Below are 23967 nucleotides of genomic sequence, written 5' to 3'. Positions count from 1 at the left end.
GATGGAAGCATTATACTACATTGGGACATTTTCCTTTGTGGTATATTAGGACATTATCATAAATGGTTCATAAAAAATTAAAAAATTTCAAAAAAGTTGTTGACAAATATTCCAACATCAGATATACTAATCTTCGTTGTGACGGACAAGCACAAATGTGCGGGTGTAGTTCAATGGTAGAACACCAGCCTTCCAAGCTGGATACGTGGGTTCGATTCCCATCACCCGCTTATGCGATAGTGGCGTAGTTGGTAACGCGCGACCTTGCCAAGGTCGAGACCGCGGGTTCGAGCCCCGTCTATCGCTCTTCTGACAAATGTCAGGCAAACACATCTGAATATGATGTGCGGGTGTAGTTCAATGGTAGAACACCAGCCTTCCAAGCTGGATACGTGGGTTCGATTCCCATCACCCGCTTGTGCGATAGTGGCGTAGTTGGTAACGCGCGACCTTGCCAAGGTCGAGACCGCGGGTTCGAGCCCCGTCTATCGCTCTTTAAAAGCCAGGAATTAAGTTTCCTGGCTTTTTTTAACTTATGACGCATTATTTTCATTGGAGCAGAGCGTTCCATAGAAACTGAGCAGATACAGACCCGAAAGTCCGACCAGTGCGTAGATGATTCTGGAAATCCAGCTCATACTGCCAAAGATGAGAGCTACCAGGTTAAAGTTGAAGAACCCAATCAGCCCCCAGTTGACAGCGCCGATTATTGTGAGAGTCAGACAGAAACAATTTAAAAATTTATTTTCCATAAGTCACCATCCTTTCGTAACTATAGTGTTTCTTTTTATCGTGGAAATTATACGAAAAAGCCTGTATAAAATGTGGTAAAAGATGGAATTTTAGCAGCAAAAAACAGGGGGACTGTCTGAAACTGCAAAGAGAGACATAAAAATACGCGAAAGCCTTAAACGGAACTTTCGCGTATAAAAGATTTCATTGTGCTTCCCATATGGTTGCGTTTTTTACTGGAGATTTAATGTCTGTGCTGCTGTAATTCCTGTATCCAGACCAAATGCGTCCGAAGCATGCAAGGTAACCGGGCTCATATCATTAAGGGAAAAAGCCTGACATACATTTACCGTTTCTCCAGGCTGAATTTCTTTCATAAATGCATCAACAGCCTCATCACTGTTTGCCGGAATAGCTGCTTCAAGAGCCGCATCATTCTGATAAGCGGTAAGATTTACATCTACCATAGCACTGGAAGAACTTTCTCCGTTATTTGTGTAGTCGTAGTAGACGAGAAGACAGGGTTCACCGCCAAAGTCTGTGGAAACTACATTTCTGGTATAGTGGATAGAGAAACGCTGGTTGGAAAGATCAATGGTCCCATCGGATGTGGCTGGTGTCTGGGCTGCAGAATCAGCTGAATGATCGGTTCCCTCCGCTGTGGAATCGGAAGCCGCTAGTGTCTGGCTGATCTCATCCTCTACACTTTTGAAATTAGCGGACATGATCTTTACCGTTTCCTCATCAAGAGCCGTAACTTTCCATTGGCCGTTTACTTTGATCATAGGATAAACAATGTCTGTTTCACTGAATTTGTCTTCCAGGCTGGAGGCTTTTTCCATTAAAATAGCAGCAAGTTTGTCCTGGGTTTCCTGTTCTGTAAGACTCTCTCCGGAAAAGGCGCTGGAAACAATCTGACGAAGGAATTCGGTTACAGTTTCACGGTAGATGTCAGATCCGTCTACATAGCGGATCCGTGCAGTGACTTCTGCAGTGCCGTCTTGAAAACTGAAACGTGTCTTTGTGATCTTCCAGGTCATTTTGGCATTGATGGATTTGAAGAAGCTTTCGTAGGTGGCGTTTCGCACATCTGCATTGTCAAGAGCGGAAAGATCGGCGCTCTGGAGCATACCTTCCATTGTGTCGAAATCAAGGCTCTGAATGCCGGTGAGATATTTATCCAATTCTTTGGCTGGCTGGCTGCGTTCGTAGAAATAGTAGCCAATGGCTGCGCCGGCGACAAGGATAAGAATAAGCAGAAGCAGAATGCGTCCGGCCTTTCCTTTTCTTTTTTTCTTCGGAACAGGGTGTTCATCTGGCATATTTAGTTGTTTTTCTTCCATGTTTCCTCCTTGTTAGGTTTAGAGCCTGTTTGAAAAATCATTCCCGCAATCTGCACGTCCCACTTTGCGGTATATTTCGCCCGAATTCGGTTGCCTTAGCCCGGCTACGGCGCCCTCATCCGGAAAAAATCTCCCATAAATTGTGACGCACATCTTGCAGAAAGCCTTTTTCAAACATGCTCTGGCGATGTCTATGACATTATAATTTTATAAATTGACCGTCTGTAAAAATTTCACATATAAATTTGTGTGACATCTTTTTTATTATAGTATACTCTTGGGAGAGTGTCAAAGTATTTACAGAGTGTTACTGGCCACTCCGTTCACAGTAACGTACTTCGCGATGCACAGAAATCATGCTTTGCATGATTTCGCGCCGCAACTCTCGAACAGTAACCAGTAACTTTACGGATACCGGGTATTTATGTTAAGATAATAAAAAAAGAAGAAAGGCGGAAAAACTATGGGTGCAAAGTATGAAGCTTATATAGAATCAGAGGCGGATGGACTTGATATTTCCGTTCTGGCAGTGGTTCCGGATGAGACACCGTACAGAGGAATCCTGCAGCTTGTTCATGGGATGAGCGAATACAAGGAGCGCTATCTTCCCTTTATGGAATACATGGCCAAAAAAGGCTATGTATGTGTGATCCACGATCACCGTGGTCATGGGAAAAGTGTGCGGGCTCTGGATGACCTGGGATATATGTATGGCGGCGGCGCGGATGCAATCCTAAAGGATATTGAGGTGGTGAACCGGGAAATGCACCAGCAGCTTCCGGATCTGCCCTTGATCTTATTCGGGCATAGTATGGGTTCGCTGGCCGTGCGCGCTTTTGCAAGAGATCATGATGACTGCATGGACATGCTGATCGTTTGCGGTTCTCCAAGCAAGAATGGGGCAAGATCTCTTGGAGAAGCAATTGCCCATATGGAAAGTGCTGTGTTTGGACCAGCCCACAAGAGTAAAGTCATCGAAACCCTTTCCTTTGCCGGAAATGTGATGCGCTTCCGCAAGGACAAAAACTGTACTTCCTGGATCTGTGCCAATAAGGCAGCAGCTCAGGAGTACTCCGATTCTGAACTTTGTGGCTTTACGTTTACAGATGATGGCTATCTGGCACTTTTTGAGCTGATGAAGCGTGCTTACGACGTAAAGCACTGGCACTGCACCAGACCGAAAATGCCCGTGCTTTTTGTCAGTGGCTCTGATGATCCCTGTATGATCAACGTGCGTCATTTTGCAAAAGCAGTGCAGGATATGCGGCGTGCCGGTTATGTAGACGTGAAAGGCAAGCTGTATCCGGGAATGCGCCACGAAATTCTGAACGAGACAGACCGGAAGAGGGTTTATCACGACATTGCCTTTTATATAAAGAAAAAGGGCTTTTGAGAAAAGACGTCCATTATGCATAAGATGCTCTATTTTGCACATACTCACAGAAATACAGTGTGAAATGGAGAACTATATGAGAAAAAAAGGCTGGATTCTGCTGCTGGTTCTTCTGGGTGTGGCTTTTCTTATGAGCTGCGGCAAAGATACGGAGCCGGATGAAGCAAAAGGGGAACTGGTAAGAATTGAGAGGGAAGGATGCCAAGCTGGTGTCCTTCTTTTTTTGAACTAAAAAATAGATTAGTTTTATATAGATTGCAGAAATGATTTTTGAAACAGGCTCCCAAGTCTTTTTTAAACATGCTGTAGTGTTATGACAAACAATCTGCGCTTGTGAAACAAACAAATGTCTTTGTATAAAATACACAAAAAACACACCATAATAGCACTAAAAAATAGTACAAGCTTAAAAAATTGCATTGTCACTGTTCTAAAGTTTAAAATGTTACTTGAATAAAGCAAATTGAAATGCTATAATTTTTTTTACATATTATAAAAATGAACTCTGGTCAGAAATCAGTCTGATATGGGTGTGGTATTTTTGACGACATCTCTCATAAAGGAAAACGAAATAAATGTTTTCGACCGGAAAAAATAAGGAGGAAAAATGGGAAAGTATTTTGCAAAAAGACTTGGAATGGCGATTCTGACTATCTTTCTGGTAGCCTGTCTTACCTTCCTGCTGATGAATGCTGTACCTGGAAGCCCATGGCTCAGTGAAAAAACACCTTCCGAGACCACACTGGCTGCACTGAATGCCAAATATGGACTGGATAAGCCTGTCTATGTACAGCTGTTTATGTATCTGAAAAATATTCTTCACGGTGACTTCGGTGTATCACTTAAGATGCAGAAGAACCGTGCAGTTCTTGACATTATCGTGGATATGTTCCCGGTATCTGCCAAGGTAGGTGCGCTTGCACTTGCATGGGCGATTCTGGTGGGTGTACCTCTTGGCTGTCTTGCCGCATTTAAGAGAGGCAAGCTGACAGACAGCATTCTTCGTGTGATCTGTACACTTGGAATCTCCATGCCAAGCTTCGTTGTGGCATCTGTTCTTCTGGTAACCCTGACCGGAAACAATGCACTGAATCTGTTTCCGTCTATTTTTGATCCGTCGCAGGGATGGCGTGCCTATGTACTGCCATGCTTTGCCCTGGGCTTTTATCCAATGTGCTATACAGCACGTCAGACACGTTCTGCCATGCTGGATTCCTTAAGCCAGGAGTACATTAAGACAGCCCGCGCCAAAGGTCTGAAGAACAAAAAGATTATTTTCAAACATGCTCTTAGAAATGCACTGATTCCGGTTATTACATACTTAGGACCGCAGGTGGCCTTTACCCTTTGTGGTGGTTTCGTTGTAGAGAGCGTATTCTCAATTCCGGGACTTGGACGTTATTTCGTACAGTCCATCCAGAACCGTGATTATCCGGTTATTATGGGAACTACCATTTTCCTGGCAGCATTTATTATTCTGATGAACCTGGTTGTAGACTTCCTTTATAAGGTTGCTGACCCGAGAATCAGCCTTGCGAAAGGAGGAGAATGATCGTGGCAGAAGATAAGAAGATTAAGAAATGTCCGGTGAGTCTTCAGCCGGATATTGAGAACCTCCTTCAGGATTTAAGTCCGGATGATTTTGCATCTGCGTCCAGACAGGAGAAGGATGATTTTATTCAGGACCGCCAGAGTGTTTCCTACTGGAAAGATGCCTGGAGAAGATTAAAGAAAAATGTGGTGGCTATGGTTGCACTTGGTGTGATCGTATTCCTGTTTTTGTTTGCCTTTGTGGGCCCGCTTCTGATTCCATATGGCTATGACGAGTTTAACAAAGGTGCTGAGAACCTTTATCCCTATCACTACACACTGGAGGACACCCAGCGTGTGAACGACGAGATCGCTTCCAGAACCCAGTCCGATGTAGTGGATGTAGATGAAATGATCGCCCAGGCGAAAGCAGAAGCTGAGAAAAAGGGCGAGAAATTTACAAAGAAAGATGAAGCAGTTATCCGTGCAAAAGCAAAAGTTGCTGCAAAACCTTCAGAAGACTCTTCTGAGGAGCAGAGCGTAGATGAAGATTCCGTCCGCAAGGAGCTTGGAATCAAGAAGCATATTTTCGGTTATTCCCAGGCAGAGCTTGAGCGCAAGGCAAATGGGGAAAAAGTATTTCCACATGTATTTGGTACTGACATGTATGGCCGTGATATTCTGGTCCGTGTTATGTATGGTGCCCGTGTTTCCATGTCTGTCGGCGTATTCGCAGCTATTCTGGTACTGGTGATCGGCGCACTTTATGGTGCTATTTCCGGTTACTGCGGCGGCAAGGTGGACGCAGTGATGCAGCGTATTGTTGAACTTATTTATGCAGTTCCGGAGATGCTGGTTGTCCTTCTGATCGCAACTGCACTGAAACCAATCCTTACCGACTATGTGAATTCATCAGGAACCAGTCCTCTGAAATCCTTTGTCAATGTACTTGGACCGAACCTGATCTCCATGTTTATTGCATTTGGTCTGTTATACTGGGTTACCATGAGCCGTATTATCCGTGGCCAGGTACTTCAGCTGAAACAGCAGGAATATGTAACCGCAGCAAGAGCACTTGGTGCATCTGGCGGCAGGATCATCCGCCGTCATCTGCTTCCAAACTGTATCGGACAGATCGTTGTTACTACCTGCCTGCAGATACCGTCTGCTATTTTCCTGGAATCCTTCTTATCCTACCTTGGAGTTGGTGTTTCAGCACCTCTTCCAAGCCTTGGATCCATGGCAACAGACGCACTTAGCGGTATGTACACTTATACTTACAGACTGATCGTACCTTCCGTGATCCTGAGCATTATGATCCTTGCATTCAACCTGTTTGGCGATGGACTTCGCGATGCTCTTGATCCGAAGCTGAAGAAATAAGAGAGGAGGAGAACAATGTCTGAACAGAAAAATAAATTGCTGGAAGTAAAAGACCTGAAAGTCTCCTTCTTTACCCCGGCCGGCGAGGTAAAAGCCGTTGGCGGTATCTCCTATGACCTTGATTATGGCGAAGTTATGGGAGTTGTTGGAGAATCTGGTTCTGGAAAGAGCCAGGAGGCATATTCTATTATGGGGCTTCTTCAGTCCCCAGGTAAAGTTATCGGAGGCTCCATTACCTTCGAGGGAAAAGATGTCCTTTCTTTTTCCAAGGAAGAGATGACTGCGTTCCGCGGAAACAAAGTAGCTATGATCTTCCAGAATCCCATGACCTGTCTGAATCCGGTTTACACCATCGGAAATCAGCTTGTGGAAGCTCTTCGTGCCCATGATAAGAAAATCAGTAAAGAAGAAGCTCAGAAACGTGCCATGGAAATGATGGAACTGGTTGGAATCAATAATGTGGAGAAGCGTATGAAGCAGTATCCACACGAGTTTTCCGGCGGTATGCGACAGCGTGTCATGATCGCTATGGGACTGATCTGCCATCCGCAGCTTCTGATCGCAGATGAGCCGACCACAGCCCTTGATGTTACCATTCAGGCACAGATCCTTGACTTGATGAAGGATCTTCAGAAAAAGACCGGAATGGGAATCATTTTCATCACACACAACCTTGGTGTTGTGGCAGATATCTGTGACAAGGTATCCGTTATGTATGCAGGTAAAATTGTGGAGCAGGGACCTGTAGATGACATTTTCTACGAGCCTGCACATCCATATACAAAGGGTCTTCTTCGTTCCATGCCCCGTGTTGATGCCGAGAGCTATGAAAGACTGATCCCAATCGAGGGAACCCCGGTTGATATGCTGAATCCGCCGGAAGGATGTCCGTTTGCTCCACGTTGTGAGCATTGCATGAAGATCTGTCTGAAGAAAATGCCTCCTTACGTGGAAGTGGGCGAGAAACATCGTTCCGCCTGCTGGCTTCGGGTTCAGGAGCTTATGAACAAGGAGGAGAAATAAATGGCAGAAGAAAAGAAGCTTCTTGAAATTGAGAATTTACGAAAATATTTTCCGGTAAATGGCATAAAAGGTCCGGGGGTACAGGCTGTACAGGATGTTTCCCTTTATATCAAAAAAGGTGAAACACTCGGTCTTGTAGGAGAGTCCGGATGTGGAAAGACCACACTGGGAAGAACGATTCTTCGCCTTTATGAGCCAACCGGAGGAAAGATTATTTATGATGGCGAAACCATTTACGACAATCCTCTGGATAAAGACGGCAAACCTCTTGGAAAAGCCAAAGCTGCTAAAATGCTTCCCTACAGAAGAAAAATGCAGATCATTTTCCAGGATCCGTCCGCTTCCCTGGATCCTCGAATGACAGTTGGTGAGATCATTGGAGAGGCCATTGATATCCACAAGCTTGCAGCGAGTAAGAAAGACCGCGCTGACATGATCAAAGAGCTGCTGGCGCAGGTTGGATTAAATACAGAGCATGCAAACCGTTATCCACATGAGTTTTCCGGCGGTCAGCAGCAGCGTGTTGGTATTGCCCGCGCCCTTGCAGTAAAACCGGAGTTCATCGTCTGTGACGAGCCGATTTCCGCATTGGATGTTTCTATCCAGTCACAGGTGGTAAACATGCTGGAGGACATGCAGGAGCAGATGGGTCTGACTTATCTGTTCATTGCCCATGATCTTTCCGTTGTCCGTCATATTTCCAACAGAATCGGTGTTATGTATCTTGGCTCTCTTGTTGAGTTGGGCGAGAGCTATGAGCTGAACAGACATCCGATCCATCCATATACACAGACCCTGCTTTCCGCAGTTCCGGTTCCGGATCCAAAGCTGAGCCGGACAAGAAAGCGTATTATTCTGGAAGGAGACGTGCCAAGTCCTATGAATCCGCCAAGCGGATGCCGTTTCCACACCAGATGTCCATATGCCACTGAAAAGTGCAGCCAGGTAACTCCTGTGTTCAGAGAGCATGAGCCGGGCCACTGGGCAGCCTGCCATTTGCTGGACAAATAAAGAAAGTTTAGGTATTTCGTTCTTCTTCACGGAAGAGCTGATGAATACAAGCGTCGATTCTCATCTCTCATGCGGCGCAAAAAAGCATAAAGGAGGAAATGTAATGAGAAGAAAATTTATGTCTATGGCACTGACTGCAGCTATGGTATTAAGCATGGCAGCAACTCCTGTATTCGCCGAGGATACAGCATCTGACGAAGGATTCAATCTGAACCTTTGTATCGCATCTGAACCACAGACAATTGACCCTGCACTGAACTCTGCAGTTGATGGAGCTATCATGTGCAACCATATGTTCGAAGGTCTGGCTAAATGGGTAAATGATGGTGAAGGAAATGCTGTCACAGCTCCTGGACAGGCTGAGTCCTGGGAAAAGGCCGAGAACGAAGATGGTACAGTTACTTACACTGTTAAACTTCGTGACGGAATCAAATGGTCTGATGGACAGGCTGTAACAGCTGGTGACTTCGTTTATGCATGGCAGCGTCTAGCAAATCCTGAGACAGCAGCAGATTACTGCTACATGATCGATATGGTAAAAGGATATGACGCAGTTGCTGACGGAAGTGCGGATCCAAGCACTCTTGGAATTACAGCAGTTGATGATCAGACTCTTCAGATCGATCTTACCTATGACTGCCCGTATTTCGAAGAAATCATGGCATTCCCGGCAACCTTCCCGGTTCGTCAGGATATGGTAGAGAGCAGTGACAACTGGACATTTGATCCAAGCACATACATTGGCAATGGACCATACAAAATGACAGAGTGGTCTCACAATGCTTACATCTCCATGGAGAAAAACGAGAACTACTATGACTATGAGAATCTTGGACCGGATACTATCAAGTTTACACTTCTTGATGACAACAACGCAATGCTCAAAGGTTACAACAACGGAGAGCTTGATTTCATCGAGAACCTTCCTGTAGACGAGATCCCGACCTACCTTGCTTCTGGCGAGCTTGAGATTGGTGACTATCTTGGAACCTACTATGTATGCTTCAACACAGAGGACGAAGTTTTCTCTGACCCTAACATCCGTAAAGCGTTCTCACTTGTAATCGACCGTAACTACATCGTAGAGAACGTTTCTCAGGCTGGTGAGGTTCCGGCTGACGGATATGTACCGAACGGTGTAAATGATGCAGCTGGTGCTGGTAGTGATGACTTCCGTACAGTAGGCGGTTCTTACTACAGCATTTCCGATGAGGATTATGAGGCTAACTGCGAAGAGGCCCGTCAGCTTCTTGCAGACGCTGGTTATCCGAACGGCGAAGGCTTCCCGACTGTAGAGTATCTGTACAACACAGCTGATAACCACAAGAAGATCGGTGAGGCTCTTCAGAACATGTGGCAGACAGAGCTTGGTGTAACTGTTAACTTGAACAACCAGGATTGGAACGTATTCCTTCAGAACAGAAAAGATGGTAACTTCCAGATCGCCCGTAACGGCTGGATCGCAGACTACAACGATCCTTGCTCATTCCTGGATATGTGGTACACAGACGGCGGTAACAACGACGCTCAGTACTCTAACCCAGACTATGATGCAGCTATCGATGCAGCAAAAGCTACTTCTGATCCGGAAGAGCGTATGAAAGCATTCCACGAAGCTGAGGATATCCTCATTGGACAGGACAGCGTACTTGCTCCAATCTACTTCTATACACAGCCATATATGCTCAATCCAGACATTGACGGCATGTACTACACACCACTTGGATACTTCTTCTTCGGTTATACAAGTAAGAAATAATCAAGTTAAAAGAATATAAGTCTTTTGGTATTACTTAAATGTGATGCAGAAGAAAATGACAGGCATTCGGAATTTTTCCGGGTGCCTGTTTTTTTGAGCAGCAACGAAAGCAGGATAAAATTTGCGAAGCTGTTTTATTCTGTTGACCGATTATGCATGATAGCGGTATAATAAACAGATAATGGTTATTGAACCAGACAGGAGGAACATATGATGAGAGCCAGCGGTATTTTATTGCCTATATCCAGTATCCCTTCCAACTATGGAATCGGATGTTTTTCTAAAGAAGCTTACGCTTTTGTAGATCAGCTTGCAGAAGCGGGTCAGAAATACTGGCAGATCCTGCCACTTGGACCTACCGGATACGGGGATTCCCCTTACCAGTCTTTTTCCACATTTGCAGGAAATCCTTATTTCATTGATCTGGAGGAATTGATCCAGAGAGACCTTCTCACAGCAGCAGAATGTGCAGAATGTGACTGGGGCGGCAGCAAAAGCTATGTGGACTATGAGAAGGTTTATCTTTCCAGATTTTCCCTTCTTCGGAAGGCTTACAGACGTTTTTACCAGATGGATGGAAAAGAAAAGGAGCTTCAGCTGATCCGTGAGGAGATGGAAGCCTTTGAGAAAGAACAGGGCTTCTGGCTTGCAGATTATTGTCTTTATATGGCAATAAAGGACAGCCTGGAGGGAATTTCCTGGAATCAGTGGCCGGAGGACTTAAAGACACGTAAGCCGGAGGCACTTGCTAAGGCAAGAGAGGAGCTGAAGGAAGATATCAGCTTCTATGCCTTTCAGCAGTTCTGGTTCTACCGCCAGTGGAACCGGCTGAAGAAATATGCAAATGACAGAGGTATTAAGATCATAGGTGATCTTCCTATCTATGTGGCTTTTGATGGCGCAGATGCATGGGCGAACCCGGATCTGTTCCAGTTTGATGAGGAGGCTACACCGGCAGCAGTGGCAGGATGTCCTCCAGACGCTTTTTCTGCAACCGGTCAGCTGTGGGGAAATCCGCTTTATAATTGGGAATATCACAGAAAAACAGGCTATAACTGGTGGATTCTTCGTATGACTCACTGTATGAAGCTGTACGACAAGGTCCGGATCGATCATTTCCGCGGTTTTGACGAGTACTGGTCAGTTCCCTATGGAGATAAGACCGCTGAGAACGGAAAGTGGGAAAAAGGTCCTGGAATAGAATTGTTCGAGGTTCTGGAGGAGAAAATTAAGGATCTGGATGTGATCGCAGAGGATCTGGGATTCCTTACAGACAGTGTCAGGGAGCTTCTGGCAGAATCCGGATATCCGGGTATGAAGGTGCTTCAGTTTGCCTTTGATGAAAGCGGCGAGAGCGTATATCTTCCTTTCCGATATGACAAAAACTGCATTGTATACACTGGAACCCACGACAATGAGACTACGAAGGGCTGGCTTGGGAACCTTACCCAGTCAAACAGAGCCTACGTGAACCAGTACACAGCCTGTGAGGAGAAAGACACAGATGAATGTGTATGGGGGCTTATCCGGGCGGCACAGTCCTCAGTAGCAGAAGTGTGCGTAGTACCTTTGCAGGATTATCTCTGTCTTGGAAATGAAGCGAGAATGAATACGCCTTCTACTTTGGGAGACAACTGGAAATGGCGTCTTACAAGAGGTCAGCTTACGGATGAGATCATTCACAGAATTAACGCCATGACCAGATTATACGGACGAATCCAGGAGAATAAGAAGTAAGATGAAGAGACTGATCAGATTTTTGAAGGGCTATGAGAAAGAAAGTTTTCTGGCTCCTTTGTTCAAAATGCTGGAGGCCACCTTTGAGCTGATCGTGCCTCTGGTTGTTGCCAGAATCATGGATATCGGCATTAAGAATCAGGACAATGTCTATATCTGGCACCAGTGTGTGATCATGGTACTGCTTGGAGTGATCGGCCTTGCATGTTCTCTGATTGCACAGTATTTTTCTGCAAAGGCAGCCATGGGATTCAGCACTGCCCTTCGCAAGGAGCTTTTTTCCCATATCAGCAGACTTTCTTACAGAGAACTGGATATGCTTGGAACTCCTACCCTTGTGACAAGGATCACCAATGATGTGAATCAGGCACAGACTGGTGTGAACATGGTACTTCGTCTGTTCCTTCGTTCTCCTTTTATTGTTGTGGGTGCAGTGATCATGTCCTTTACCATTGATGTGAAGATTGGCCTGATCTTCCTGATTGCGGTTCCGGTGATCTCCATTGTAATTTACGGAATTATGCGCACAACAGTGCCAATTTACAAAAAGGCTCAGTCATTCCTGGACAGGATTTCCCTGATTACCAGAGAGAATCATGTGGGTGCCAGAGTAGTAAGGGCTTTTGGAAGACAGCAGGAAGAATATAAAGAATTTTCAGAAGTAAACGACGATTACACCAAGGTGCAGGTAAGAGCGGGAAAAATTTCCGCACTTCTGAATCCTGCCACTACGGTTATCATGAACTTTGCCATTATCGGAATCCTCTGGTATGGAAGCAAGGAAGTGTCTGTGGGTATTCTTACACAGGGGGAAGTGGTTGCCCTTGTAAACTATATGAACCAGATCCTGATCGCACTGATCGCTCTTGCAAACCTGATCGTGGCAGTGACAAAGGCTATGGCTTCCGGTGTGCGTCTGAATGAGGTGCTGGATACACAGCCGTCTCTCACGGATCAGGGCAATAGTGTTCAGAAAGAAAATGCAGGCGCTGCAAGAGTTGTCTTTGAAGATGTGAGCTTTACCTATGCAGGCAGCAAGGAGCCGGCGCTTTCCCATATTTCCTTTACGGCAAAACCAGGTGAGACCATCGGTATCATTGGTGGTACCGGATGTGGTAAATCCACTCTGGTCAATCTGATCCCACGCTTCTATGACGTAACTTCCGGTAATGTGGTAATTGATGGAAATAATGTAAAAGAATATCCATTTTCACAGCTTCGTAAAAAGGTGGGGATGGTACCACAACAGGCAGTTCTGTTTAAGGGAACCATCCGTGACAATATGAAATGGGGCAAAGAGGACGCTTCCGAAGAAGAAATCCAGCGGGCTCTTTCCATTGCGCAGGCAAGTGGTTTTGTAAAAAGTAAGCCGGAGGGCTTAAATACCATGGTAAGTCAGGGCGGCGCCAATCTTTCCGGCGGACAGCGCCAGCGTCTTACCATAGCAAGAGCACTGGTGGGAGATCCGGAGATCCTGATCATGGATGACAGTGCTTCTGCCCTTGACTTTGCCACAGATGCGGCTCTTCGTCATGCCATTCATGAGCAGACAAAGGGAATGACTGTGTTTATCGTTTCCCAGAGAGCAACCTCCATCAAGCAGGCAGATAAGATCCTGGTTCTGGATGATGGTGAGCTGGCTGGTGTGGGAACACACAAAGAGCTTATGGAATCCTGTGAGGTCTACAGAGAAATCTGCCTGTCACAGCTTTCCGAACAGGAGGTGAACCGCTGATGGGAAGGAATAAAGAGACTATGAAGAGGGTACTGAAATTTATCAGCCCTTATAAATCAAAAATTATCATTATGCTTCTGACAGCGCTTGTCACCGTTGGATTTACCCTGTATACACCCATTCTGATTGGTAATGGTGTAGATAATATCGTAGGTCCGGGAAATGTAAATACAGCCGGACTTTTGAAGGTACTTGGAGCTCTGGCTGTGATCGTTGTGGGAAATGCAGTTTCCCAGTGGGTGATGAACCTTCTTACCAATCAGGTTACCTACAGCGTGGTGCAGGATGTGCGAAGCCAGGCGTTTGCCCATCTTCAGGAGGTGCCGGTATCTTATATAGATGCCAATCAGCCAGGAGATATTTTAAGCCGTATTGTTTCTGATGTCAGTCAGTTTTCAGATGGTCTCCTTATGGGCTTTACCCAGCTGTTTACCGGTGTGCTGACCATCTTTGGAACCATTGGATTTATGCTTTCCATCAGTGTGAAGATCACAGTGATCGTTATTTTGCTCACTCCGATTTCCCTGTTCGTGGCAAGCTTTATCGCAGGCAGAACCTTCCGCATGTTTCAGGAGCAGTCCGAGAAGAGAGCGGAGATGACTTCTATTGTGGAAGAGCTTGTTGGAAATCAGAAGATCGTGCAGGCTTTTTCCTATGAGGAGAGAGCTAATGAAAGGTTTGGAAAAGTAAATGAAGAGCTTCGCGTCTGCGGAATCAAAGCAATTTTCTTTTCCTCTATTACAAACCCGTCCACACGTTTTGTAAATGGTCTTGTTTACACAGCAGTTGGAATTTTTGGCGCATTTACAGTAATTAAGGGCGGTATGACTGTGGGACAGCTGACCAGCTTCCTGAACTATGCAAATCAGTATACCAAGCCTTTTAATGAGATTTCCGGCGTTATCACAGAGCTGGAGAATGCGTTGGCATGTGCAAAACGTCTCTTTGACTTTATTGATACACCGGCACAGGAGCCAGATGCGCCAGATGCTTTGGAACTGGAGAAAGCAGACGGTCGTGTAAGCGTGGAGAATGTTTCCTTTTCTTACAGAAAAGAAGTTCCGCTTCTTACTGATATTTCCATTGACGTAAAACCTGGACAGCGGATCGCTATCGTCGGACCTACCGGATGCGGTAAGACCACTATGATCAACCTTCTTATGAGATTCTATGATGTAGATAAGGGTCAGATTAAGGTAAGCGGTTATCCGGTAAGAGAGCTGACAAGAGACAGCCTGAGACGAAACTTTGGTATGGTGCTTCAGGAGACCTGGCTGAAGGCAGGAACCATCCGCGAGAACATTGCCTATGGAAAGCCGGATGCGACTTTGGAAGAGGTTATGGAGGCAGCTAAGCATGCACATGCCCACAGTTTTATCAAGCGTATGCCAAATGGCTATGACACCGTGATTTCAGAGGGCGGTGGAAATATTTCCCAGGGACAGAAGCAGCTTCTTTGCATTGCAAGGGTTATGCTGATGCATCCGGCTATGCTGATCCTGGATGAGGCCACTTCTTCCATTGATACCCGTACTGAGGTGAAGGTGCAGAAGGCTTTTGCAGAGTTGATGGAAGGAAGAACCAGCTTTATTGTAGCACATCGTCTTTCCACTATTCAGGAGGCAGATCTGATTCTGGTCATGAAGGACGGAAATATTATCGAGCAGGGCAGACATGAGGAATTGCTGGCGAAGAAGGGCTTTTATGCGAACTTGTATGAGAGTCAGTTTGCTATTTCATAAGGGGGATGAATATGGAAAATAAGAATCTGGAAGAGACTGATGTAAATGAGAAGCAGGAAGTCGGAAATGGGAAGTCTGCTATGCCTATGAGAACCTGCCTGGTTATGATTCTGGCAGGGGTTTATGTGGCTTATCTGGGTGTTTCTCTTTGCCAGAATGTAATAAATGGTGCTGAGGGCAGCAGTCCTGGCTTTATGGTTGCGGGAGTGATTTTTATTGTGCTTGGCGTGGCTTTCGTGATCAATGGAATCCGCGGCAGCATAAAGGCTGGCAAGATTCAGAAGGAGTCGAATGCAGAAAGTGAAGCACAGGCTTCTGAGACAGAAATTTCAAGGACAGTTGAATCTAAAATGGAAAGTACTTCATCCTTGAATAAGAAAATGTCTATTGCTGACCGCGCTAATCTGGTTAGCCAGTTAGGGGATGCGACAGAGGATGAAGAATAGAGAGTATTGTTTTTTGAAAAGAAATTGATATATTAGATAGTGTTAATATATGTATGAAAAATGAGTGGTGTAGTTATTTCGAGAACGATGTACTAGTTTGCAGACCGGGCGGTTACTTTTGCGTTTTATGATTATAACAGCACGAAATTACGAATACAATACTAAATATAAAAAAATAAACAGACTTCCGAATGAGTGATAATCAATCAGAAGTCTGTTTTTTTGTTGAAATACACGCTCTAGCGCCGTTTCCTGCGCCTGCGTTTCCCGCTTGGGTTATGTAGAGTGGACCAGCAGAATGCCTGCACCAACAGGATTCCCGCTGTGACTCCGATGCTGTCGATTCCCACATCACGTACAGAAGGTCCGCGGTCTGCCACAAAGGACTGGTGGTATTCATCAAAGCCTGCGAAGCCTACGCATATGGCGCCTGCCAGCAGGATCAGCCAGATACCTCTTACTCCGTAAACATAAAGTGGGAAAGAAATGGCAATGGCAAGCAGACAGTACTCTGTCATGTGAGCTGCTTTTCGCACATAAAATTCGATGGAGCTGGCAGAATAGGCGAGCTCGTCATAAGTTTTGTTTTCGTTGAGAACTTCATTCTTGGTTTCCACAATCTGGTAGCTGACTTCATAGCTTAGGGCTCCGGACACCTCCCCTGTCTGGGCTGAAAATGAATAGATCAGATACATCATCAGAATTGCAGGAAGAAAAGAAAGAGGTTTCAGTAAATGGATTAAAATTTTCTTCATGGGGTTTACTATAACACGGGAAAATAAGATTGTAAAGAAAAAGGTGATTTGACAAGGCTTTGAAAAAACAATAAAACCAGAGCAAGCAGAAGGGAGACAGGAGGGCAAAGAACTTGTTATTTACAGGAATCTATGCTAAAATTGTTGAAGTATGAAAAGCAGCGAGATACTTGGTGTGGAGAGACTCTGGCAGCCAGGTATCGTGTTGCTATAAAGAACGCACAATGGAGACCAGGAGGAAAAAGACAGGTATGAGTTTAGCTGATCATATTTTTATAGATATGTGTAAAGACGTAATTGAGAACGGAACCAGTACAGAAGGGGAGAAGGTCCGGCCGGTGTGGGAGGATGGCACTTCTGCTTATACGATCAAACGTTTTGGTGTTGTGAACCGTTATGATCTGAGAAAAGAATTTCCAGCGCTGACCCTTCGCAAGACCGCATTAAAGAGCGCTATGGATGAGATCCTCTGGATCTGGCAGAAAAAATCAAACAACATTCATGACCTTCACAGCCATATCTGGGATAGCTGGGCTGACGAGAATGGCTCCATTGGAAAAGCGTATGGTTATCAGCTGGGTGTGAAGCATCAGTACAAAGAAGGCATGATGGATCAGGTAGACCGTGTTCTTTATGATCTGAAGAATAATCCATACAGCCGTCGTATTATGACCAATATTTATGTGCATGAAGATCTTCATGAGATGAATCTTTACCCATGTGCTTACTCTATGACCTTCAATGTAACAAAGGAGCCTGGAAAGGACAAGCTGACTTTAAATGCCATTTTGAACCAGCGCTCCCAGGATATCCTGGCTGCAAATAACTGGAATGTATGCCAGTATTCCCTGTTGTTGATGATGATCGCACAGTGCTGTGACATGGAAGCCGGTGAGCTGGTACATGTGATCGCGGATTGTCATATTTATGACAGACATGTTCCGGTTATCAAGGAGCTGATTTCCAGGACACCTTATCCGGCACCGACTGTGAAACTGAATCCGAATGTGAAGAATTTTTATGATTTTACCACGGATGATCTGATCGTGGAGAATTATCAGACCTGGCCTCAGATTAAAAATATTCCGATTGCCATTTAAACATGGAGTAAATGAGAAAGGGTTCCAATGCCGCATGCGTTTCAGATATGGTGAGGCTGCTGTAGCGGGCTACGGCAACCGAATTTGGGCAAAATCTCCCGCAAAGTGGGGCGTGCAGATTGCGGGAATGATTTTTAGACACGCTCTAGGAGTTCGTATAAAGGAGATTATAAGAAATGAAAATAATAGTAGCTGCTGACAAAAACTGGGGAATTGGAAAAGACAATAAGCTTCTTGTAAGCATTCCGGCGGATATGAAAATGTTTCGTCAGGAGACCACTGGCAAGGTTTGTGTTATGGGAAGAAAGACCCTGGAGAGTTTCCCAGGAGGGCTTCCTCTTAAAAACCGCATAAACATCGTTCTTACCAGAAATGAGAATTACAAGGTGAAAGATGCCATAATCGTTCATTCTATTGAAGAGCTTATGGAAGAATTGAAAAAGTATCCGGCAGAAGATGTATACTGCATCGGCGGCGATACTATCTATAAGCAGCTTCTTCCTTATTGCGATGCTGCTCAAGTGACCAAGATCGATTTCGCCTATATTGCAGACAGTTATTTTCCGAATCTGGATGAAGATCCACAGTGGCATGTGGCAGCAGAGAGCGAAGAGCAGACATATTTTGATCTGGAATATAAGTTTGTGAGATATGAGAGAAATAAATAAGCGGGAAAATATAATGTGTTTTTAAAAAAATCAGTTCTGCCATCACGACAGAACTGATTTTTGTTATATGCTGTGTAGAGTGTGTTTGAAAAAATACGAAAAATGGGAAGCTTAAGAAATTACTCAATAACCTTCAGCCATCCCTCTGGAGCCTGGATGCGTCCCATCTGGATTCCGGTAAGGGTTTCATACAGCTTCTTGGTGATCGGTCCCATCTCGTTCATGCCGCTTGGGAAGCAAATCTCTTTGCCGTGGTCCACGATCTTTCCAACAGGAGAGATAACAGCAGCAGTACCGCAAAGACCGCACTCTGCGAAATCCTTCACTTCGTCGAAGTATACTTCTCTTTCCTCAGCCTCAAGTCCAAGGTACTCTTTCGCAACGTAGATCAGAGAACGACGTGTGATGGATGGAAGGATACTGTCAGACTTCGGAGTAACAACCTTGCCGTCTTTTGTTACGAATAAGAAGTTTGCTCCGCCTGTCTCCTCAACCTTGGTACGAGTTTTGGAATCAAGATACATGTTCTCATCGAATCCGTTCTTATGAGCGTCAACGATCGCATGAAGGCTCATTGCGTAGTTAAGACCAGCTTTGATATGACCGGTACCATTTGGTGCAGCACGGTCAAAGTCGCTGACACGGATTGTGATCGGCTTAGCGCCGCCTTTGAAGTATGGTCCGACAGGTGTGGTGAATACACGGAACTGATACTCGCTGGCAGGTTTTACACCGATAACAGCGTCGCTTCCGAACATGTACGGACGTACATATAAAGTAGCACCAGAACCATATGGCGGAACATATGCTGCATTTGCTTTAATTGTCTGAACAACTGCGTCAACAAAACGGTCTTTCGGGAATACAGGCATTTCCAGTCTTGCGGCGGAATGCTCCATACGCTCACCGTTCAGGTCAGGACGGAAAGTAACGATATGTCCGTCTTCTGTAGTATATGCTTTCATACCCTCAAAAACAGTCTGTGCATACTGAAGGACACCTGCACACTCACTGATGGTAACCATATCATCTGTGGTAAGGCCTCCCTCATCCCACTTGCCGTCTTTATAATTGGATACATAACGGTAGTCTGTTTTTACATAACCAAAGCCCAGGTTTCCCCAGTCAATGTTCTTTTTTTCCATAACAATTTCCTCCTAGCGTGGTTTTTGGGGGGAGATTCTTATTGTGAATCCCCAATGTTTTTACTATTGTAAAACTTTTACGTGTGAAATTCAATGGGAAAAGCAGATTTTTTAAGTGATTTTCCTGTGAAAAAGGTTACAAAAAGTATAATGTGTTTATATTTTATGGTGTCTTGTTTTTTGAGGGGGATTTTTGTATAATGATAAAACAAGCGTTGTGAAATAAAATATCCGGAGGAAAAGATGGGATATAACGAATTTGATGAACTTGGAGATAAGATCCAGAGCATCATTGACAGTGCAGTAAATGAAAAAAATTACCAGAAACTGAGCCAGAGTATTAATCAGGCGCTGAATAAGGCTATTGATAATGGGAGTGATGCCCTTCGGGATGCGCTTAATAATACTGTGGGCAGTGGGAAATATACCAATTACCGCAGCGGCAGTTCTTATGATTACAGAGAGAATCGGTCCTGGGATTTTCAGAAGGATGGAAAGAAAAACCGGAGTACCGGGGAGGATCATGGAACTGGTTATCAAGGATATGCCGATGCGAAAGGGAATGATTCGCGTAATGGAAATTTCCAGAGAAATGGTACAGGCAGGCAGGATACCAATCACCAGAATTCGGATCTGGCATTGTATTTACCGACGAATGGAATCAAGGTCGGGGGAATTCTGAAGACAGTGTTTGGTGGGATTCTTACTGGAGTATTTGGAATTGCTACAATGGTAGTTGGTGGAATTGGAGCTGGCTTTAGCAGCAGTGTAATGCTTGGAATTTCGGCAGTGCTGGCGGCATTTACGGTCGGCGGAGGTATTCTTCTTGGACAGGGCTGCAGCAGTCTTACCAGTTTAAGCCGCCGAAACAAGTATATCAAGGCTCTTGGCACTCACACCTACTGCAATTTCCAGCAGCTGGCACAGGCAGTCGGCAAGCCGGTGAAATTTGTAAAAAAAGATATCAAACGTATGATAAGCAAAGGCTGGTTCCTTCAGGGACATGTTGATAAACAGGAAACTTGTCTGATCACAAGTAATGAGACTTACGACCAATATGTAAGCACTCAGAAGCGGCTGGAAGAAAGAGATCATCAGCAGGATGAAGAGCGTGCACGCCAGGAGGCAGCGCTTCGTCAGCAGGCAGAGGAAAAAGAAAGGCAGAAATTTAACCAGCATGAACAGGCAGATGCCCGGGCGTGTGTGGAAGCAGAACGGGATGCTGCGGAAAGAATCAGACTTTCCCCGGAAGTCCGGCAGGTTCTGGATAAGGGAAATGACTTTCTTGATAAAATCCACCGCAGCAATGATGCCATTCCAGGAGAAGAGATTTCCAGAAAAATCTCCCGTATGGAGCTGATCATAGCGAAGATTTTTGAACGCGCCAAGGCTCATCCGGAGATTATTCCGGATTTGAACCGCCTTATGGATTATTATCTTCCTATGACTGTGAAGCTTTTGAATGCATATGAAGAAATGGACAGCCAGCCGGTTCAGGGAGAGAATATTACTTCTTCCAAGAAAGAAATCGAAGAGACTATTGATACGTTGAATGTGGCTTTTGAGAAGCTTCTGGATTCCATATTTGAAGACACGGCTATGGATGTATCCAGTGATATTTCTGTTCTGAATACAGTTTTGGCACAGGAAGGGCTGACTGAGGACGAGCTTACCCGTATGAGAAAAGAGGCTGAAAAAAACAGGCTCTAGCAGTGTGCGGAATGTTAAGTATATGAAAAGATAAGATTTGCAGCGGGGTTAGAGCGTGTTATAAAAATAACGAAAATGCCAAACTGAAGGCTGCTGATAAATATGGGCAGACCTATACACAAGGAGGATGCTATGGGAAACGAATTTACAGGTTTTGAAGATAACGCACCTACACTTACATTAGAACCGGATTTGGGAGAGTCAAAGGCAGAGATTGCAGCAGAGCCGGAAGCCGAAGCTGTGAAAAAGGAAATGGAACAGACCGTTCTCTCTCCGGAAGAACAGCAGATGGTAGACAGCTTTGCTAAGAAAATTGACATTGAGAATACTAACCAGATCCTCCAGTACGGTGCCGGAACCCAGAAGAAAATGGCTGATTTTTCCGATGCAGCTCTTGAAAATGTACGGACACAGGATCTGGGTGAGGTTGGAGAGCTGATCACCCAGGTGGTAGGCGAGCTTCGCGATTTTGATGCTGCTGAGGAGGAGAAAGGCTTTCTTGGCTTTTTCAAGAAACAGGGCAGCAAGATTGAAAATATGAAGAACCGCTACGCCAAGGCTGAGGTAAATGTGCAGAAGATCACTACCTCCCTTCAGGATCACCAGATGCGTCTCATGAAGGATTCCGCAGTTCTGGAAAAAATGTATGCTCAGAACCTGAACTATTATAAAGAACTGACCATGTACATCCTTGCAGGAAAACAGAAGCTGCAGGAAGTACGGGAGGGAAAATTAAAAGATCTGGAGGCAAAAGCAGCAGTCAGCGGACTTCCGGAGGATGCGCAGGAAGCCAAGGATCTGGACAGCAAGTGCAATCGTTTCGAGAAGAAGCTGCATGATCTGGAACTGACCAGAACCATTTCCCTGCAGACAGCACCGCAGATTCGTCTGGTGCAGAACAATGACACCCTTATGGTAGAAAAAATCCAGACAACCATTGTAAATACCATTCCACTTTGGAAGAGCCAGATGGTACTGGCACTTGGAATCGCCCATTCCACAGAAGCAGCCCAGGCCCAGCGCCAGGTAACAGACCTGACAAATGAGCTTTTGAAGAAAAATGCGGAGGCACTTCACCTTGCATCCACAGAGACTGCCAGGGAATCTGAGCGCGGAATCGTGGATATTGAGACTCTGAAGCAGACCAATCAGGAGCTGATCGCTACTTTGGATGATGTCATGAATATTCAGAAAGAGGGCCGCGCCAAGAGAGCCCAGGCAGAACTGGAAATGCGCAAGATGGAAGAAGACTTGAAGAATAAATTGTTGGAAATCCAGCATTAAATTGCAAAGAAAACAGGGTTACTGTTTACTGGTAACGTTCCGCGAGGTGTTTTTTGTGAACAAAGTTCATGAAAAACCCGAGAATTGCGGTGCGAAATCACGCAGAATGCTGTGGAAATAACTGTACAGCAGGGGTGTCAGAGACATCCCTTTTGTGCCTTTTTGCATAGAAACGTTTGATAAGCGCCTGCGGTGTAAAAGTGAACCGCAAAGAATGTTACTGTTCACTCCGTTCACAGCAACACGCTTCGCGATGCACAGAAATCATGCTTTCGCATGATTTCGCGCCGCAAGTCTCGGGTTTTTTTGTGACCTTTGGTCACAAAAAACACCTCGCGGAATGCTATCAGTGAACAGTAATCAAAGAATACCATGTTCATAATATATGGAGGAATTTCGTATGTACAGAGACCATACCAAAGTAATTCAGATAGGAAATAAGAAGATTGGAGGCGGAAATCCCATCCTGATCCAGTCTATGACCAATACAAAAACAGAGGATGTGCAGGCAACCGTAGAGCAGATCCTTGCCCTGGAGGCTGCTGGCTGCGACATTATCCGCTGTGCAGTGCCGACCATGGAAGCGGCAAAGGCTCTGAAAGAGATCAAAAAACAAATTCACATTCCGCTGGTAGCAGATATTCATTTTGATTATCGTCTTGCGATTGCGGCCATGGAGAACGGTGCCGACAAGATCCGTATCAATCCCGGAAATATTGGAAGCACAGAGCGTATCAAGGCAGTTGTAGATGTGGCGAAGGAGCGGAATATTCCCATCCGTGTTGGGGTAAACAGCGGTTCTCTTGAGAAAGAACTGGTGGAGAAATATCACGGTGTTACCGCAGAAGGTCTGGTAGAAAGCGCCCTTGACAAGGTGCACATTATTGAAGAGCTTGGCTACGACAATCTGGTGATCAGCATCAAATCTTCTAATGTTATGATGTGCGCCAGGGCTCACGAACTGATTGCGGAACAGACCAGTTATCCTCTCCATGTGGGAATTACAGAGGCAGGAACCCTTTATTCTGGAAATATCAAATCTGCCATAGGGCTTGGTATTATTTTATACCAGGGAATCGGTGACACGATCCGCGTCTCCCTGACTGGTGCCCCTCTGGAAGAGATAAAATCTGCCAGACGTATCCTAAAAACCCTTGGACTTCGCAAAGGCGGCGTGGAAGTAGTATCCTGTCCAACCTGCGGGCGCACCCAGATCGATCTGATCGGTCTTGCAAATAAAGTAGAAACTATGGTGCAGGATATCCCTCTTGACATTAAAGTAGCTGTTATGGGCTGTGTGGTAAATGGCCCGGGAGAAGCGAAAGAAGCCGATATCGGAATTGCAGGCGGCGTAGGTGTAGGTCTTCTGATCAAAGGCGGTGAGATTGTGAAGAAAGTGCCGGAAGACCAGCTGCTGGATACCTTGAGAGAAGAATTGATGAACTGGGATAGCAATAAGACACAGAAATGA

22 protein-coding genes, 4 tRNA genes and 2 pseudogenes are annotated in these 23967 nt (G+C 45.3%); 22 read left to right on the top strand and 6 right to left on the bottom strand.

The genetic code is table 11. The features are described 5' to 3' along the window. The first annotated feature begins 159 nt into the window (after positions 1-159). The 4 genes from AB5618_RS12035 to AB5618_RS12020 all read left to right on the top strand — a co-directional run bounded on the left by AB5618_RS12035 (position 160) and on the right by AB5618_RS12020 (position 493). Positions 160-230: transfer RNA gene (locus AB5618_RS12035), tRNA-Gly, on the top strand. A gap of 3 nt (positions 231-233) precedes the next feature. Continuing rightward, a tRNA-Gly gene (locus AB5618_RS12030) sits at positions 234-306 on the top strand. A 40-nt stretch (positions 307-346) separates the two neighbouring features. Beyond that, a tRNA-Gly gene (locus tag AB5618_RS12025) sits at positions 347-417 on the top strand. A 3-nt stretch (positions 418-420) separates the two neighbouring features. Beyond that, a tRNA-Gly gene (locus tag AB5618_RS12020) sits at positions 421-493 on the top strand. Positions 494-533: 40 nt separating this feature from the next. Here AB5618_RS12020 and AB5618_RS12015 read toward each other — a convergent pair. The 3 genes and pseudogenes from AB5618_RS12015 to AB5618_RS12005 all read right to left on the bottom strand — a co-directional run. Next, positions 534-752 carry a DUF378 domain-containing protein gene (locus AB5618_RS12015; protein ID WP_148462795.1) on the bottom strand — a complete coding sequence of 73 codons (219 nt, stop codon included), beginning with the start codon at positions 750-752 and terminating at the stop codon, positions 534-536. 213 nt (positions 753-965) lie between these two features. Then, positions 966-2075, bottom strand: a complete 1110-nt coding sequence (locus AB5618_RS12010) for a DUF5067 domain-containing protein (RefSeq protein ID WP_243271395.1) — start codon at positions 2073-2075, stop codon at positions 966-968. Then, positions 2057-2134: pseudogene (locus AB5618_RS12005) on the bottom strand (DUF6783 domain-containing protein); the annotation flags it as partial. The pseudogene AB5618_RS12005 and the gene AB5618_RS12010, both read right to left, overlap by 19 nt. 85 nt (positions 2135-2219) lie before the next feature. Here AB5618_RS12005 and AB5618_RS12000 point away from each other — a divergent pair. From AB5618_RS12000 to AB5618_RS11945, 12 genes and pseudogenes are all read left to right on the top strand, one after another. Next, positions 2220-2288, top strand: a pseudogene (locus AB5618_RS12000) (hypothetical protein); the annotation flags it as partial. Positions 2289-2538: 250 nt separating this feature from the next. Next, positions 2539-3468 (top strand): alpha/beta fold hydrolase, encoded by a 930-nt coding sequence (locus AB5618_RS11995; RefSeq protein WP_148462793.1) that lies wholly within the window; start codon positions 2539-2541, stop codon positions 3466-3468. A 76-nt stretch (positions 3469-3544) separates the two neighbouring features. Further along, on the top strand, positions 3545-3700 hold the full coding sequence (locus AB5618_RS11990) for a hypothetical protein (RefSeq protein ID WP_195477800.1): 156 nt from the start codon (positions 3545-3547) through the stop codon (positions 3698-3700). 375 nt (positions 3701-4075) lie between these two features. Beyond that, positions 4076-5020, top strand: coding sequence for an ABC transporter permease (locus AB5618_RS11985; RefSeq protein WP_173735203.1), 945 nt, complete (start codon positions 4076-4078; stop codon positions 5018-5020). A 2-nt stretch (positions 5021-5022) separates the two neighbouring features. Beyond that, a complete protein-coding gene (locus tag AB5618_RS11980) occupies positions 5023-6381 on the top strand; it encodes an ABC transporter permease (protein ID WP_173735202.1) in 1359 nt (452 codons plus the stop codon). 15 nt (positions 6382-6396) lie between these two features. Further along, positions 6397-7404 (top strand): ABC transporter ATP-binding protein, encoded by a 1008-nt coding sequence (locus AB5618_RS11975; RefSeq protein WP_118579216.1) that lies wholly within the window; start codon positions 6397-6399, stop codon positions 7402-7404. Further along, entirely contained in the window at positions 7405-8415 is a 1011-nt protein-coding gene (locus AB5618_RS11970) for an ABC transporter ATP-binding protein (protein WP_118579213.1), read from the top strand. It abuts the gene before it with no gap. A gap of 103 nt (positions 8416-8518) precedes the next feature. Continuing rightward, positions 8519-10174: a peptide ABC transporter substrate-binding protein gene (locus AB5618_RS11965; protein WP_118579210.1), complete on the top strand. Its 1656-nt coding sequence runs from the start codon at positions 8519-8521 to the stop codon at positions 10172-10174. A gap of 210 nt (positions 10175-10384) precedes the next feature. After that, complete coding sequence (malQ, locus tag AB5618_RS11960; protein ID WP_330589393.1) at positions 10385-11911, top strand: 4-alpha-glucanotransferase; 1527 nt, start codon at positions 10385-10387, stop codon at positions 11909-11911. Between the two features lies 1 nt (position 11912). Further along, a complete protein-coding gene (locus AB5618_RS11955; RefSeq protein WP_173716426.1) occupies positions 11913-13646 on the top strand; it encodes an ABC transporter ATP-binding protein in 1734 nt (577 codons plus the stop codon). After that, positions 13646-15388, top strand: coding sequence for an ABC transporter ATP-binding protein (locus AB5618_RS11950; protein WP_173716427.1), 1743 nt, complete (start codon positions 13646-13648; stop codon positions 15386-15388). The genes AB5618_RS11955 and AB5618_RS11950 overlap by 1 nt, the downstream gene beginning before the upstream one ends. An 11-nt stretch (positions 15389-15399) precedes the next feature. Further along, entirely contained in the window at positions 15400-15834 is a 435-nt protein-coding gene (locus AB5618_RS11945; RefSeq protein ID WP_173716428.1) for a hypothetical protein, read from the top strand. Between the two features lie 239 nt (positions 15835-16073). Here AB5618_RS11945 and AB5618_RS11940 read toward each other — a convergent pair whose 3' ends face one another. After that, positions 16074-16589: a VanZ family protein gene (locus AB5618_RS11940; RefSeq protein ID WP_118579198.1), complete on the bottom strand. Its 516-nt coding sequence runs from the start codon at positions 16587-16589 to the stop codon at positions 16074-16076. A 251-nt stretch (positions 16590-16840) separates the two neighbouring features. Between AB5618_RS11940 and thyA the strand changes: the two genes are divergently transcribed. Next, entirely contained in the window at positions 16841-17689 is an 849-nt protein-coding gene (gene thyA / locus AB5618_RS11935) for a thymidylate synthase (RefSeq protein WP_118579195.1), read from the top strand. Here thyA and AB5618_RS11930 read toward each other — a convergent pair. Next, on the bottom strand, positions 17664-17807 hold the full coding sequence (locus tag AB5618_RS11930) for a DUF6783 domain-containing protein (RefSeq protein WP_306797087.1): 144 nt from the start codon (positions 17805-17807) through the stop codon (positions 17664-17666). The two genes, thyA and AB5618_RS11930, sit on opposite strands and share 26 nt — an antisense overlap. On the opposite strand from AB5618_RS11930, the gene AB5618_RS11925 reads away from it, so the two are divergent. Then, positions 17772-17888 (top strand): DUF6783 domain-containing protein, encoded by a 117-nt coding sequence (locus AB5618_RS11925; RefSeq protein ID WP_334285858.1) that lies wholly within the window; start codon positions 17772-17774, stop codon positions 17886-17888. The two genes, AB5618_RS11930 and AB5618_RS11925, sit on opposite strands and share 36 nt — an antisense overlap. Beyond that, entirely contained in the window at positions 17866-18357 is a 492-nt protein-coding gene (locus tag AB5618_RS11920) for a dihydrofolate reductase (RefSeq protein WP_173718256.1), read from the top strand. Before AB5618_RS11925 ends, AB5618_RS11920 begins: the two co-directional genes overlap by 23 nt. Before the next feature lie 119 nt (positions 18358-18476). Here AB5618_RS11920 and AB5618_RS11915 read toward each other — a convergent pair whose 3' ends face one another. Then, the gene (locus AB5618_RS11915) at positions 18477-19502 is read right to left on the bottom strand and encodes a branched-chain amino acid aminotransferase (RefSeq protein WP_148462786.1); all 1026 of its coding nucleotides are present in this window, start codon (positions 19500-19502) and stop codon (positions 18477-18479) included. Positions 19503-19745: 243 nt separating this feature from the next. On the opposite strand from AB5618_RS11915, the gene AB5618_RS11910 reads away from it, so the two are divergent. The 3 genes from AB5618_RS11910 to ispG all read left to right on the top strand — a co-directional run bounded on the left by AB5618_RS11910 (position 19746) and on the right by ispG (position 23967). Further along, on the top strand, positions 19746-21212 hold the full coding sequence (locus AB5618_RS11910; RefSeq protein ID WP_173718257.1) for a 5-bromo-4-chloroindolyl phosphate hydrolysis family protein: 1467 nt from the start codon (positions 19746-19748) through the stop codon (positions 21210-21212). Positions 21213-21344: 132 nt separating this feature from the next. Next, on the top strand, positions 21345-22496 hold the full coding sequence (locus tag AB5618_RS11905) for a toxic anion resistance protein (RefSeq protein ID WP_173718258.1): 1152 nt from the start codon (positions 21345-21347) through the stop codon (positions 22494-22496). A gap of 400 nt (positions 22497-22896) precedes the next feature. Then, positions 22897-23967 (top strand): flavodoxin-dependent (E)-4-hydroxy-3-methylbut-2-enyl-diphosphate synthase, encoded by a 1071-nt coding sequence (gene ispG, locus AB5618_RS11900; RefSeq protein WP_148462783.1) that lies wholly within the window; start codon positions 22897-22899, stop codon positions 23965-23967.

Origin of the sequence: Ruminococcus sp. J1101004sp1_RTP21198st1_B9_RTP21198_201120 (assembly GCF_040924245.1) — a bacterium.
Lineage (GTDB): Bacteria > Bacillota > Clostridia > Lachnospirales > Lachnospiraceae > Blautia_A > Blautia_A faecis.
Note: the sequence above shows the minus strand (reverse complement) of the source record. Positions and strands in the feature narration are given on the sequence as shown.